Annotated in this window: 12 protein-coding genes; 6 read left to right on the forward strand and 6 right to left on the reverse strand. The window is 74.9% G+C overall.

What is annotated here, in order from left to right:
- Positions 1-100: 100 nt before the first annotated feature.
- The 3 genes from AQJ64_RS05800 to AQJ64_RS05810 are packed head-to-tail and all read right to left on the reverse strand — an operon-like array spanning position 101 to position 2,691.
- Positions 101-1,258 (reverse strand): acetyl-CoA C-acetyltransferase, encoded by a 1,158-nt coding sequence (locus AQJ64_RS05800; RefSeq protein ID WP_059202453.1) that lies wholly within the window; start codon positions 1,256-1,258, stop codon positions 101-103.
- Between the two features lie 17 nt (positions 1,259-1,275).
- Positions 1,276-1,887, reverse strand: a complete 612-nt coding sequence (locus tag AQJ64_RS05805; RefSeq protein WP_055638401.1) for a TetR/AcrR family transcriptional regulator — start codon at positions 1,885-1,887, stop codon at positions 1,276-1,278.
- 15 nt (positions 1,888-1,902) lie between these two features.
- Complete coding sequence (locus AQJ64_RS05810; protein ID WP_055638402.1) at positions 1,903-2,691, reverse strand: SDR family oxidoreductase; 789 nt, start codon at positions 2,689-2,691, stop codon at positions 1,903-1,905.
- Positions 2,692-2,757: 66 nt separating this feature from the next.
- Here AQJ64_RS05810 and AQJ64_RS05815 point away from each other — a divergent pair, with 66 nt between their 5' ends.
- Entirely contained in the window at positions 2,758-3,897 is a 1,140-nt protein-coding gene (locus tag AQJ64_RS05815) for an acyl-CoA dehydrogenase family protein (RefSeq protein WP_059202454.1), read from the forward strand.
- Complete coding sequence (locus AQJ64_RS05820; RefSeq protein ID WP_059202455.1) at positions 3,897-4,847, forward strand: acyl-CoA dehydrogenase family protein; 951 nt, start codon at positions 3,897-3,899, stop codon at positions 4,845-4,847. The genes AQJ64_RS05815 and AQJ64_RS05820 overlap by 1 nt, the downstream gene beginning before the upstream one ends.
- A 3-nt stretch (positions 4,848-4,850) precedes the next feature.
- Here AQJ64_RS05820 and AQJ64_RS05825 read toward each other — a convergent pair whose 3' ends face one another.
- Entirely contained in the window at positions 4,851-5,342 is a 492-nt protein-coding gene (locus AQJ64_RS05825) for an FBP domain-containing protein (RefSeq protein ID WP_055635402.1), read from the reverse strand.
- Positions 5,343-5,412: 70 nt separating this feature from the next.
- On the opposite strand from AQJ64_RS05825, the gene AQJ64_RS05830 reads away from it, so the two are divergent.
- Both AQJ64_RS05830 and AQJ64_RS05835 read left to right on the forward strand, forming a co-directional pair.
- Positions 5,413-5,982 carry a TetR/AcrR family transcriptional regulator gene (locus tag AQJ64_RS05830; protein ID WP_055635401.1) on the forward strand — a complete coding sequence of 190 codons (570 nt, stop codon included), beginning with the start codon at positions 5,413-5,415 and terminating at the stop codon, positions 5,980-5,982.
- Entirely contained in the window at positions 5,979-7,136 is a 1,158-nt protein-coding gene (locus AQJ64_RS05835; protein WP_055635400.1) for a GDSL-type esterase/lipase family protein, read from the forward strand. The genes AQJ64_RS05830 and AQJ64_RS05835 overlap by 4 nt, the downstream gene beginning before the upstream one ends.
- A 3-nt stretch (positions 7,137-7,139) precedes the next feature.
- Here the strand turns inward: AQJ64_RS05835 and AQJ64_RS05840 are convergent, their stop codons facing one another.
- Positions 7,140-7,862, reverse strand: coding sequence for a vWA domain-containing protein (locus AQJ64_RS05840; RefSeq protein WP_055635399.1), 723 nt, complete (start codon positions 7,860-7,862; stop codon positions 7,140-7,142).
- 76 nt (positions 7,863-7,938) lie between these two features.
- Between AQJ64_RS05840 and AQJ64_RS05845 the strand changes: the two genes are divergently transcribed.
- Complete coding sequence (locus AQJ64_RS05845) at positions 7,939-8,802, forward strand: rhomboid family intramembrane serine protease (RefSeq protein WP_055635398.1); 864 nt, start codon at positions 7,939-7,941, stop codon at positions 8,800-8,802.
- Here AQJ64_RS05845 and AQJ64_RS05850 read toward each other — a convergent pair whose 3' ends face one another.
- Complete coding sequence (locus AQJ64_RS05850; protein ID WP_055635397.1) at positions 8,803-9,531, reverse strand: ABC transporter ATP-binding protein; 729 nt, start codon at positions 9,529-9,531, stop codon at positions 8,803-8,805. It lies immediately after the preceding gene.
- 130 nt (positions 9,532-9,661) lie between these two features.
- Here AQJ64_RS05850 and AQJ64_RS05855 point away from each other — a divergent pair, with 130 nt between their 5' ends.
- Positions 9,662-12,952 carry an FtsX-like permease family protein gene (locus tag AQJ64_RS05855; RefSeq protein WP_055635396.1) on the forward strand — a complete coding sequence of 1,097 codons (3,291 nt, stop codon included), beginning with the start codon at positions 9,662-9,664 and terminating at the stop codon, positions 12,950-12,952.

The raw sequence follows: 12,952 nt of genomic DNA on the forward strand, positions 1-12,952 counted from the left end.
CGACGGCCCCCTCGCACCACTCGGCCCCAGGGGGCCGCACAGGCTTCGGGAGCCTGCGCCGGACTCCGTCCGCCGGGTGGGACGGTCCTCGCCGCCGGCGTCACAGCCTCTCGATGATCGTCACATTCGCCTGCCCCCCGCCCTCGCACATCGTCTGGAGGCCGAACCTCCCGCCCGTGCGCTCCAGTTCGTGCAGCAGGGTCGTCATCAGCTTGGTGCCGGTGGCGCCCAGGGGGTGGCCGAGGGCGATGGCGCCGCCGTTGACGTTGACCTTGTCGGGGTCGGCGCCGGTCTCCTTCAGCCAGGCGAGGACGACGGGGGCGAAGGCCTCGTTGATCTCGACGAGGTCGATGGCGTCGAGGGTGAGGCCGGTCTTCTTCAGGGCGTGGGCGGTGGCCGGGATGGGCGCGGTCAGCATGCGGATGGGGTCCTCGCCGCGTACGGAGAGGTGGTGCACGCGTGCGCGGGGGGTGAGCCCGTGTTCGCGCACCGCGCGCTCGGAGGCGAGGAGCATGGCGGCGGCGCCGTCGGAGACCTGGGAGGAGCAGGCGGCGGTGACGGTCCCGCCGGCGATGACGGGCTGGAGGGCGGCCATCTTCTCCAGGGAGGTGTCGCGGCGCGGCCCCTCGTCGGCGGTCACGTCACCGAGGGCGACGGTCTCCCGGGCGAAGCGGCCCTCGTCGATCGCCCGTACCGCCCGCCGGTGGGAGCGCAGGGCGAACTCCTCCTGGTCCTGGCGGCTGATGCCCCATTTCGCGGCGATCATCTCGGCACCGGCGAACTGGTTGACGGGCCGGTCGCCGTAGCGGGCGCGCCAGCCCTCGCTGCCCGCGAAGGGGCCCTGGGTGAAGCCGAGGGGCTCGGCGGCCTGGCGGGTGGCGAAGGCGATGGGGATCTGCGACATGTTCTGCACGCCGCCCGCGACGACCAGGTCCTGGGTGCCGGAGAGCACGGCCTGCGCGGCGAAGTGGACGGCCTGCTGGGAGGAGCCGCACTGGCGGTCCACGGTGACGCCGGGCACCTCCTCGGGCAGCCCGGCGGCCAGCCAGCAGGTGCGGGCGATGTCCCCGGCCTGCGGCCCGACGGCGTCCAGGCAGCCGAAGACGACGTCCTCCACGGCGGCCGGGTCGACGGCCGCGCGGGCGACCAGTTCCTTCAGCACCTGTGCGCCCAGATCGGCCGGGTGGACCCCGCTCAGTCCTCCCCCGCGCCGCCCCACGGGCGTGCGGACCGCTTCGACGATGTAGGCCTCGGCCATGGCTGCTCCCCAGTGGGTCAGATGCGTACGGCGATCCCGTCCAGCACCATCGACAGGTACTGCCGGGCGATCTCCTCCGGGCTGTGCTGTCCGCCGGGCCGGTACCAGGACGCGGCGACCCAGACGGTGTCGCGGACGAACCGGTAGGTGAGGCGGACGTCGAGGTCGGCGCGGAAGACCTGGAGCGCGACCCCGCGTTCCAGCGTGGACAGCCACGCCTTCTCGAATCTGCGCTGGGACTCGGCGAGGAACGCGAACCGTTCCTGCGCGACCAGCTGTCTGCTCTCCTTCTGGTAGATCGCGACGGCGGCGCGGTGCCGGTCGATCTCCCGGAACGACTCGGTGACCAGGGCCTCCAGGGTCTCGCGGGGGCCGAGGCCGGCACCGAGGACGGTGTCGTAGCCGTCCCACAGCTCGTCGAGGAAGGTGCGCAGGATCTCCTCCAGCATCGACTCCTTGGAGTCGAAGTGGTAGTAGAGGCTGCCGGCGAGCATGCCCGCGTGGTCGGCGATCTTGCGGACGGTGGTGGCGTTGTAGCCCTGCTCGGCGAAGACCTCGGCGGCGGTGTCGAGGAGTTCGCGCCGCCGCGCGGGCGCGGCGGTCACCTGGGGCTTCTTCTTGGTCGGCACGGGCCCATTGTCGTCCTACGCGTGCTGGCTGCTGACGGAGACGGTCTCGCCGGTGAGGTACGAGGAGTAGCCGGACGCGAGGAACACGATCACGTTGGCGACCTCCCAGGGTTCGGCGTACCGGCCGAAGGCCTCGCGCGCGGTCAGCTCCCGCAGGAGTTCGGGCGTGGTCACCTTCACCAGGTGCGGATGCATGGCGAGGCTCGGCGCGACGGCGTTGACGCGGACGCCGTAGGCGGCGGCCTCGACGGCGGCGCAGCGGGTCAGCGCCATCACCCCGGCCTTGGCGGCGGCGTAGTGGGCCTGTCCGGCCTGAGCGCGCCAGCCGACGACGGAGGCGTTGTTGACGATCACGCCCCGCCCGCTCCCGCGCATCAGGCGCAGCGCCGCCCGGGTGCAGCGGAAGGTGCCGTTCAGCGTGACGTCCAGGACGCGGGTCCACTGGTCGTCGGTCATGTCGACGAGGGGTGCGGTGCCGCCGAGGCCGGCGTTGTTGACGACGACGTCGAGCCGGCCGTGCGTCTCCACGGCCGCTTCGAACAGGGCCCGGACCTGGCTGTCGTCGGTGACGTCACAGGGGGTCGCGGTGACCGAGGCCGCGCCGAACTCCCCGGCGAGTTCGGCCTCGTACTCCTTCAGGCGGCGGGTGTGGGCGTCGCTGACGAGGACCCGGGCGCCCTCCTCCAGGAAGCGCCGGGCGGTGGCGCCGCCGATGCCCGCGCCGGCCGCCGCGGTGATGACGGCGGTGCGGCCCGCGAGCAGTCCGTGGCCGGGTACGTACGCCGGAGTCTCGACGTCTGTCATACCTCCACGCTAACCTACCAAACACTTGTTAGGGAAGATTGGCGCCCACGGAAGGGACGGCCGCGCATGGATCTCGCCCTCACCCGGGAAGAGGAGGCGTTCCGCGCCGAGGCCCGCGCCTGGCTGGACGCGCATGTGCCCGCCGTCGCGCCGCCCTCCCTGGAGACGGCCGAGGGGTTCGCGGCGCACCGCGCGTGGGAGGCCGAACTGGCCGCGGACGGCTGGTCGGTGGTGGACTGGCCCGCGCGCTACGGCGGCCGGGAGTGCGGACTGATCCGCTGGCTGCTGTTCGAGGAGGAGTACTACGCGGCGGGCGCCCCGGGGCGCGTCAACCAGAACGGGATCGGCCTGCTGGGGCCGACCCTGCTGGAGCACGGTACGGAGGAGCAGCGGGCCCGGGTGCTGCCGCCGATGGCCCGCGGCGCGACCGTGTGGGCGCAGGCCTGGTCGGAGCCGGAGGCCGGTTCGGACCTGGCCTCGCTGCGCGCGCGGGCGGTCCGCACGGCCGGCGGCTGGCTGCTGAGCGGCCAGAAGACCTGGTCGTCCCGCGCGGCCTTCGCGGACCGCGCCTTCGGTCTGTTCCGCAGCGACCCGGACGCCCCGCAGCCCCACCAGGGCCTCACCTACGTGATGTTCGACCTGCGCGCGCCCGGGGTGACGGTGCGTCCGATCGGCCGGCTCGACGGGAAGCCGGCGTTCGCGGAGCTGTTCCTGGACGAGGTGTTCGTGCCGGACGAGGACGTGATCGGCGCGCCCGGGCAGGGCTGGCGGATCGCGATGTCGACGGCGGCGAACGAACGCGGGCTCACCCTGCGCTCCCCCGGCCGTTTCCTCGCCTCCGCCGACCGCCTGTACGGCCTGTGGCGCGCCCAGGGCAGCCCGCCGGAGTCGGCCGCGCGGGTCGCGGACGCGCTCGTCGGGGCCCGCGCCCACCAGTTGTTCACCTACGCGGCCGCCTCCCGCTTCCTTGCGGGCGAGCGGCTCGGCCCGGAGTCCAGCCTGAACAAGGTCTTCTGGTCCGAGTACGACATCGCGCTGCACGAGACGGCGCTCGACCTGCTGGGCGAGGACGGCGAGCGGGCGGACACCGAGTGGGCGGAGCGGTATGTGTTCTCGCTCGCCGGTCCGATCTACGCGGGCACCAACGAGATCCAGCGCGACATCGTCGCCGAGCGGCTGCTCGGCCTGCCGAAGGGACGCCGCTGATGCGCTTCCTCCTCGACGCCGAGCAGCGGGCGTTCGCCGGTTCCCTGGACGCGCTGCTGACGGCGGCCGGCACACCGAAGGCGGTGCGGGAGTGGAGCCGGGGGGACCACGCGGGCGGGCGGGCGCTGTGGTCGCGGCTCGCCGACGCGGGGGTGTTCGCGCTGGCGGTCCCGGAGGAGTACGAGGGGCTGGGGCCCCGGCCGGTCGACCTGGCCGTGGCGTTCGTGGAGCTGGGGCGGCACGCGGTCCCGGGTCCGCTGGTGGAGACGGTGACCGCGGCGGCCCTGATCCGTGCACCGGGCCCGGCGAAGCGGCTGTTGCCGGCGCTGGCGGCGGGCGGGTCGGTGGCGACGGTGGCGTACGAGGGGGCGTACGCGCTCGACGGCGACCTGGCGGACGTACGGCTGTCCGTCGGGCCCGGCGGGGTGCGCCTGGCCCCCGGTCATGACCCCGTACGGCCCTCCCTGGACCCGGCGCGGCGGCTGACCCGGCTGCGGCCGGGCGGAGAGCTGCTCGCCGCCGGGCCGCCCCCGCCCGAGGCGCTCCTCCTGGCCCGGCTCACCACCGCCGCCCAGGCGCTCGGGGTCGGTCTCGCGCTGCTGGAGCGGACGGTGGGGTACGTGCGCCGGCGCACGCAGTTCGGGGTCGCGGTGGGTTCGTTCCAGGCGGTCAAGCACCGGCTGGCGGACGCGCGCATGGCCCTGGAGTTCGCCCGGCCGCTGGTGCTGGGCGCCGCCGTGACGATGGCACCGGCGGACGTGGCGGCGGCGAAGGTGAGCGCCTGCGAGGCGGCGTACGCCTGTGCGCGGACGGCGCTGCAGCTCCACGGCGCGATCGGGTACACGCAGGAGTACGACCTGTCGCTCTGGCTGACCAAGGCGCGGGCGCTGCGTACGGCGTGGGGGACGCCGCAGGAGTGCCGGGCCGACGTGCTCGCCGCGCACGGCTGACCCTCAGCCGGTCACCTTGGCGACGAACGCGGCGAGGTTCGCCACGGTCCGGTCGGTCTTCTCCCGCAGGCTGATCGTCTCGTGCAGCCGGGCCCCGATGCCCGCGTCGCGCAGACCGCGCACATAGAGCGAGCAGGCGAGGTCGGCGCAGAGGTAGGCGCCCACCGAGTTGCCCTGCAGGCCCGCCCGGCCGGCCTTCGGGGCGACCATCAGGGCGACGCCGCCGGAGTGGGTGGTCAGGCACATCGAGCACATGCTGCGCCGGGCCTGCCCGACGGCGCCGGCGGAGGCGCGCAGGGCGAGGGCCGTCGGACGGCCGTCCAGCTCCGCGACGAGGTAGGCCCGGTCGGGGGCCTGGGGGTCGCGCCAGCCGAGGTAGTCCAGGTCGTCCCAGGGCCGCTCGGCCAGGTCGCGCGGGACGGAGAGGCGCTTGGCCTCGCCCTTGGTGCAGTTCACGAAGGCGGCGCGGATCTGCTGCTCGGTCAGGGGCTTCATATGGGCGACGGTAATTTGCCTAAATCTTTTAGGCAAATGCATACTCGGTTCAGGCGATGGGAGGGACAACATGGTGCGGGTCGGGCTGACCACGGAACGCCTGGTGAGGGCGGGCGCCGAGCTGGCCGACGAGGTCGGCTTCGACGAGGTGACCGTCTCGGCGCTGGCCAGGCGGTTCGACGTCAAGGTGGCGAGTCTGTACTCCCATGTGCGGAACTCCCAGGACCTGCGCACCCGTATCGCCCTGCTCGCCCTGGAGGAGCTCGCCGACCGGGCCTCCGAGGCGCTGGCCGGACGGGCCGGCAAGGACGCCCTGACCGCACTGGCCAACGTCTACCGCGACTACGCCCATGAGCACCCCGGCCGCTACGCCGCCGCCCAGCTCCGGCTCGACCCGGAGACGGCGGCCGCGAGCGCGGGCGTCCGGCACGCCCGGATGACCCGGGCGATCCTGCGCGGCTACGACCTCGCGGAACCGGACCGGACTCACGCGGTCCGCCTCCTCGGCAGCGTCTTCCACGGCTATGTCAGCCTGGAGCTGGGCGGCGGCTTCAGCCACAGCGCCCCGGACACGGACGAGACCTGGACCCGCGTCCTGGACGCCCTCGACGCGCTGCTGCGCACCTGGCCCGCCGTATGACCGGGCCCGTGTGGATCACCACGCCCGTCACCGCGGACCTGCTGCGCGGCGCCCTGGACGTCGAGCGCACCGAGCACGGTGTCCTGCCGCACCGGCTGCCGGCCCGGGCCCGCGCCCAGTGCTCCGACGCTCAGCTGCTCATGGCCGAGTCCCAGCCCTCGGGCGTACGGCTGGTCTTCCGCAGCGCCGCCACCACCGTGGAACTGGACGCGCTGCCCACCCGGCGGACCTATGTGGGCGCGCCGCCGCGGCCGGACGGCGTGTACGACCTGCTCGTCGACGGCCGCCCGGCCGGGCAGGCGAGCGTGACGGGCGGCGGCCACACGCTGACCGTCGACCTGGCGGCCGGCAGCAGCGCCTTCTGCCCAGGGAAGCCGGGCACCGTCCGTTTCGCCGGGCTGCCGGGCGGGACGAAGGACTTCGAGATCTGGCTCCCGCACAACGAGACCACCGAACTCGTCGCCCTGCGCACCGACGCCCCGGTCGAACCCGCCCGGCCCTCGGGCCGCAAGGTGTGGCTGCACCACGGCAGTTCGATCAGCCACGGCTCCGACGCGGCGAGCCCCACGGGCGTCTGGCCGGCGCTCGCGGCGGCGCTCGGCGGGCTGGAGCTGATCAACCTCGGCCTGGGCGGCAGCGCCCTGCTCGACCCGTTCACCGCCCGCGCCCTGCGCGACACTCCCGCCGACCTGATCAGCGTCAAGATCGGCATCAACCTGGTCAACACCGATCTGATGCGGCTGCGCGCCTTCGGCCCCGCCGTCCACGGTTTCCTCGACACGATCCGCGAGGGCCGGCCGTCCGTCCCGCTGGTGGTCGTCTCACCGATCCTGTGCCCCATGCACGAGGACACCCCCGGCCCCACCGCCCTGGACTTCACCACGGTCGCCGAGGGGCAGCCGTGGTTCCAGCCGATGGGCGACCCCGCCGAGGTGGCGAGCGGAAAGCTGACCCTGCGCGTCATCCGCGACACCCTCGCCCGCCTGGTGGAGCAGCGCTCGGCAGCCGACCCGAACCTCCACTACGTCGACGGCCGCGACCTCTACGGCGAGGCCGACGCCGCCGAACTCCCCCTCCCCGACGGCCTCCACCCGGACGCGGCCACCCACCGCCGCATCGCAGAGCGCTTCGCCGAACGACTGCTCGGCCTGTAGGGGCTACGGCCGGACGATCCCCGCCGCCCGCGCCGCCACCAGCCACTTCGGGAACTCGCCCACCAGCCGGTCGTAGAGCTCCGCGTCGGACACCCGGCGCGGATCCGGACCGGCGTGGAAGAAGCCGGCGTTGTCGACCACCCGCTTGCCGGGGACGGCGAGTTCGTCGAGCTTGCGCAGGAAGTCGAACTGCTTGCTGCCCCGGTCGCCGAAGCCGACGAACTGCCAGAACAGCGGCAGCCGGGCCGCCTTGCACAGATAGCGCTCGGCGGCGAGCTTGTTGATCGGGCCGCCGTCGGTCTGGAAGACGACGAGGGCGGGCTCACGCGCGCCGCTGTCGAGGTAGTGGTCGATGACCGCGTCCATCGCCAGGTGGTAGCTGGTCCTGCCCATGTGCCCGAGCCCGGCCGCGATCCGCTCCACCCGGCCCTGGTGGGAGGCGAGTTCGATGTCGGTGACGGCGTCGACGTCGGTGGAGAAGAACACCACCGGGACCCGGCCGTCGTCGTCGAGGTGCGCGGACAGGCCCAGCACCCGGTCGGCCAGCGCCTGCACACTGCCGTCCTGGTAGTACGGCTTCATCGACCCCGAGTAGTCGACCACCAGGTACACGGCGGCCCGCTGCCCGTCGAGACCGTGCTTCGTCAGGGACACCCCGGCGCTCTTGTAGAGGTTCACCAGCGCGGGAGCGGTCTCCTGGACCTTGCTCAGACTGATCGCGACCATGGCCCCACCCTCCCACACCCAGCGGTGTTCGCTATTTTGTTCGCTCTTGCCGAGAAGCGCCCAGAGGAGCCGGTCCGTGGAGTCCGAGTCCACCGTCACCACCTGCTACCGCCACCCCAAGGTGGAGTCCTACGTCAGCTGCACCCGCTGCGAGCGGTTCATCTGCCCGGACTGCATGCGGGAGGCGGCCGTCGGCCACCAGTGCCCGGAGTGTGTGAAGGAAGGCGCGCGGTCCGTACGCCGGGCCCGCACCGTCGTCGGCGGCCGGGTGTCGGCGGTGCCGCTGGTGACGTACGTGCTGATCGGGCTCAACGTGCTCGCGTATCTGGCGGAGTTGGTGGACGAGGACGTCGTCGAACGGTTCGCCGTGCTCGGCGGCCTGCCGCCGGGCTACGTCCCGCTGGGCGTCGCGCACGGCGAGTGGTACCGGCTGCTGACCGGCGCGTTCCTGCATCAGCCGCCCACCCAGGGCACGTTCGGGATCCTCCACATCGTGATGAACATGGTGTCGCTGTGGAACCTGGGCCGGGTGGTGGAGGCCCAGCTCGGCCGGATCCGCTACCTCGCCCTCTACCTGCTGTCGGCGCTCGGCGGTTCGGTGCTGGTGCTGCTGATCACCCCCATGGTCTTCACGGTCGGCGCCTCCGGCGCGATCTTCGGGGTCGGCGCCGCCTACTACGTCCTGGCGCGCCGGCTCGGCGCCGACATGAGCCAGGTCAACCGGTTCATGGCGGGCCTGCTGCTGTGGCTGGTGATCTCCGCGGGCCTCACCTCCTGGCAGGGACACCTGGGCGGCCTGCTGACGGGCGGCACGGTGGCGCTGGCCTTCGCCTACGCGCCCCGGGACCGGCGCCGGCCGTGGATCCAGGCGGGGGCGTGCGCGGCCCTGCTGGTGCTGCTGGTGGTGTGCGCCGTACTGAAGGCGGGTCAACTCGCCTGATCAGAGGCTCTCGACGACCTGTCCGTCGCCCAGCTCCAGCACCCGGTCCGCCAGGCCCAGCAGTTGGGGGTCGTGGGTGGCGACCAGGGCCGTGACGCCCTCGCTGCGGACCACGGCGCGCAGCAGTTCCATCACCGCGAGGCCGGTGGCGGCGTCGAGCTGGCCGGTCGGCTCGTCGGCGAGCAGCAGCGCGGGCCGGTTGGCGAGGGCGCGGGCGATGGCGACCCGCTGCTGCTGGCCGCCGGACAGCTCGGCGGGCCGCTGTGTCTCATGGCCGGCGAGACCCACCAGGGCCAGCAGCAGGGCCACCCGCTCCTCGCGTTCGCGCGGCTCGGCCCGGCGCAGCCGCAGCGGCACGCCCACGTTCTCGGCGGCGGTGAGGATGGGGATGAGCCCGAAGGACTGGAAGACGAAGCCGATCCGGTCGCGGCGCAGCTCCAGCAGCCCGCTCTCGCCGAGCGCCGACAGATCGGTGCCGTCGAGGACGATCCGGCCGCGCTGCGGGGAGTCGAGGCCGCCGACGAGATGCAGCAGGGTCGTCTTGCCGGAGCCCGAACGGCCCTTGAGGGCGACCAGTTCGCCGCGCCGGACGGCGAAGGACGCCCCGCGCAGCGCGTGCACGGCGGCGGCGCCCGTGCCGTAGGAGTGGTGCAGATCCTCCACCAGCAGCATGGGGTCCGCCGCAAGATCGGTGGTGCCGGTCGCGAGGGCGGCGGTGTTCTCCGTCATCCCGGCATCACATCCGCTGCCCGCCCGCACCGTCAAGAGCCGCAGGCATCCCGCCCCGAACACATGTACCCGCCCGGTAACCCCGTGATATGTATGCCGCGTAGGGGACTTCGGGGGGAACGGGGAAAGCGTGACGGGCTTCTTGGTGCTGCGCGTGCGCGCACACCGGCTGCTGCTCGCCGCCGCCCTGCTCGCGGTGCTGCTGACCGCCTCGGTGCTCGCCGCCCTCGCCGCGTTCTCCGGTTCCGTCGGCGACGCCGCCCTGCGCACCACGCTCGGCGGCCGGGCCGCGGCCTCGGCGGCGCTGGTGGTCGACACGGACGCACCCCGGGACGAGACGGCGGCGGCCGTCGCCCGGCGGGCGCGGGAGGCGTTCGGCGGGCTGCCGGTGACCGTGCGGTCGCTGGAGCGCTCGACGGCGTACGCCCTGCCCGGGACCCCGCAGGCCGGGCAGCCGGACCTCACCTTCCTCGCCGCCCTGGACCGGTCCCGGATCCGGCTGGTCGCGGGCGCGCTGCCCGGTCCGGCGCCGGCGGCCCGGACCGCGCCGGTGCCGGTCGCGCTGCCCGAGGCGGCCGCCGGCCGGCTGCGGCTGAGGCCCGGAGCCCGGGTGGAGCTCACCGACCGGCTGAGCGGGAAGCCCCTCACGGTCCGGGTGACCGGGGTCTACCGGGCGGCCGACACCGCCGACCCGTACTGGCGGGCGGACACCCTCGCCGGGCACGGGGTGCGCACGGTCGTCTTCACCACCTACGGCCCGCTGCTCACCGACGCCTCCGTGCTCACCTCGGGCCGCGCCGCCGTCGACGGCACCACCTGGGTGGCCACGGCCGACTACCGCACGCTCACCACCGCCGGCATCGACCGCCTGAGCGCGGCCAACGCGCGGGCCGCCGGGGAGCTGCGCAGGACGCTCGGGGAGAGCGCGTCCGTGTACACCGCACTGCCGGATCTGCTCGACCGGACCGCGCGGGCCCTGCTCGTCTCCCGCTCCACCCTGATGATCGTCTCGGTGCAGCTGGTGCTGCTCGCCGGGTACGCGCTGCTGCTGGTGGCCCGGCTCCTCGACGGCGAGCGGGCGGGCGAGACCGAACTGCTGCGGGCCCGGGGCGGATCGCGCGGCCGGATCGCCTCGCTCGCCGCGCTGGAGGCGCTGCTGCTGGCGGTGCCGGCCGCGGTCGGTGCCGCGCTGCTGTCCGGCCCGCTGGCCCGGCTGCTCGCCCACTGGTCCTCGCTCGACCGGATCGGGCTGCGCCTGGACACGGCCCCGGCGGGCCGGGTGTGGCTGGTCGCGGGCGGGGTGGCGGCGGCCTGTGCGACGGCGGTCGTGGCGCCCGCGCTGGCGGCGACGGCCGGGACGCCGGTACGGCTGCGGCGGATCCGGGCCACGGCCTCGGCCGCGCCGGTGCGCGCCGGAGCCGACGTCGGGCTGCTGCTGATCGCGGGCATCGCCTACTGGCAGCTCGGCCGGCAGACCGACGCGAGCGGCGGCGCGCTCAGCCGGGACCGGGCCGGGGAGCTGGGCGTGGATCCGCTGCTGGTCGCCGCGCCCGCGCTGGCGCTGCTGGCGGGCACGGTGCTGACCCTGCGGCTGCTGCCGCTCGCGGCCCGGCTCGCGGAGCGGCGGTCCGCGAGCGGACGGGGGCTGCCCGCGGCGCTGGCGGGCTGGCAGTTCAGCCGGCGGCCGCTGCGCGGGGCGGGTCCGGTGCTGCTGCTGGTCGTCGCGGTGGCGACGGGGATGCTGGCGATCGGACACGGCGCGTCCTGGGACCGGTCGCAGGACGACCAGGCCGACTTCCGCACCGGCGCCGCCGTGCGGGTCCTCGACACCAGACCGGGCAGCCCCGGCCAGACCGGTCTGTACGCCGCGCTGCCCGGGGCCCGCGACGCCGCCCCCGCCCACCGCACCACCCTCGACCTCTCGGGCGGCCGTACGGCCACGGTCCTCGCCCTGGACACCGCCCACGCCGGGGACCTGCTGCTGCGCGGCGATCTCGCCGAGGAGCCCCCGGCGAAGCTGCTGCGGGCGCCGGCCCCCGACGGGCGGGACACCGACCGCGCGGTCCGGCTGCCCGACGGCACCCGGCGGCTCGCGCTCGACGTACGGATCACCGACGTCACGGACCCGGGAACCCGCGCCTCCGGTCTCGCGCCGCAGCTCACCCTGGTCGTCGAGGACGGCTACGGCATCACCTACCGGATGAGCGCCGGGAAGATCCCCGTGGACGGCCGGGTGCACCGGACCGCCGTGGACCTGGACGTGACGGCGACCGGTGGCCGGGCCGCCCCGGCCGGACCGCTGCGGCTGACCGGTCTGCAACTCGACGGCGCCTCCCCCGAGCGCCGTCCCCAAGGGCACCGGCTCACCGTCGAGCGCCTGCTCGCCACCGGCCCGGACGGCCCCGCGCGGACCGTTCCGGCGCCCGCCGGACTGCGCTGGTCGGGCGGCTGGACCGTGTCGGAGAACGGCACGGTCATGGCCCGCACGACGCTGAGGCCCGTGGCGGAACCGGGGCTGATGGCCGTCGAGTACGCCACGGGCGTCGACAACGGTCGCGGCTTCGCCCCGCCCGTGTTCACCGTCCGCGTCGACACCGCCGGCGCCCCGGCCGCGGCGAGCCTGCCCGGCCTGGCCACCGAGGAGTTCCTGCACGCCGCGGGCGCGAAAGCCGGCGACGGCATCGACGTGACGCTGGCCGGGGAGCGGCTGCGGGTGCGGATCGTCCGGTCCGTCGAGGCACTGCCGACCACCGCGGCCGACGCGGACGGACGGGCCGTGGACGGCGGGGCGCTGCTGCTCGATCTGCGGGCCGTCGACGCCGCGCTGGCCGAGCGGGCGAGTGTGCCGCTCACGCCGAACGAGTGGTGGGTGGACGCCGCCCCCGGCGAGACCGCGCGGGTCGCCGCCGCGCTGCGGGCGCGCCCCGATCTCGCCCCGGACCAGGTGCTGGTGCGGGACGAGATCGCCGCCGAACTGCTGCGGGACCCGCTCGGCGCCGGGCCGCGCTCGGCCCTGACGGCGGTCGCGGTGGCCGCCGTGGCCCTCGCGGCCGGGGGGTTCGCGGTGAGCGCGGCCGGGGCGCGGCGCGAGCGCGCGGCGGAGTTCGCGGTGCTGCGCGCGCTGGGCGCGCCGCGCCGGGACCTCGCCCGGCTGGTCGCGACCGAGCAGAGCCTGCTCGTCGGGGCCGGGCTGCTCGCCGGGCTGGGCCTGGGGACCGTGCTGACCCGGGCCGTCGTCCCGCTGATCGTGCTGACCTCCGACGCGGCGCGGCCCGTCCCGCCCGTCCTGGTCGAGCTGCCGCTGCCGAGGGTGGCCCTGCTGCTCGCCGGGGTCGCCGCCCCGCTCCTGCTGATCACCGCCGCCTCCGCGCTGCGCCGGACGGAACCCGCGGTCGCGCTGCGCCACCAGGGGGAGGACTGA

Origin of the sequence: Streptomyces griseoruber, assembly GCF_001514205.1 — a bacterium.
In the GTDB taxonomy this organism is placed as follows: domain Bacteria; phylum Actinomycetota; class Actinomycetes; order Streptomycetales; family Streptomycetaceae; genus Streptomyces; species Streptomyces griseoruber.

Bases quoted from the DNA above. Each gene is read 5' to 3' on its own strand.
- AQJ64_RS05800 (WP_059202453.1), bottom strand. From the start codon at position 1,258: ATGGCCGAGGCCTACATCGTCGAAGCGGTCCGCACGCCCGTGGGGCGG.
- AQJ64_RS05810 (WP_055638402.1), bottom strand. From the start codon at position 2,691: ATGACAGACGTCGAGACTCCGGCGTACGTACCCGGCCACGGACTGCTC.
- AQJ64_RS05815 (WP_059202454.1), top strand. From the start codon at position 2,758: ATGGATCTCGCCCTCACCCGGGAAGAGGAGGCGTTCCGCGCCGAGGCC.
- AQJ64_RS05820 (WP_059202455.1), top strand. From the start codon at position 3,897: ATGCGCTTCCTCCTCGACGCCGAGCAGCGGGCGTTCGCCGGTTCCCTG.
- AQJ64_RS05825 (WP_055635402.1), bottom strand. From the start codon at position 5,342: ATGAAGCCCCTGACCGAGCAGCAGATCCGCGCCGCCTTCGTGAACTGC.
- AQJ64_RS05830 (WP_055635401.1), top strand. From the start codon at position 5,413: ATGGTGCGGGTCGGGCTGACCACGGAACGCCTGGTGAGGGCGGGCGCC.
- AQJ64_RS05835 (WP_055635400.1), top strand. From the start codon at position 5,979: ATGACCGGGCCCGTGTGGATCACCACGCCCGTCACCGCGGACCTGCTG.
- AQJ64_RS05840 (WP_055635399.1), bottom strand. From the start codon at position 7,862: ATGGTCGCGATCAGTCTGAGCAAGGTCCAGGAGACCGCTCCCGCGCTG.
- AQJ64_RS05850 (WP_055635397.1), bottom strand. From the start codon at position 9,531: ATGACGGAGAACACCGCCGCCCTCGCGACCGGCACCACCGATCTTGCG.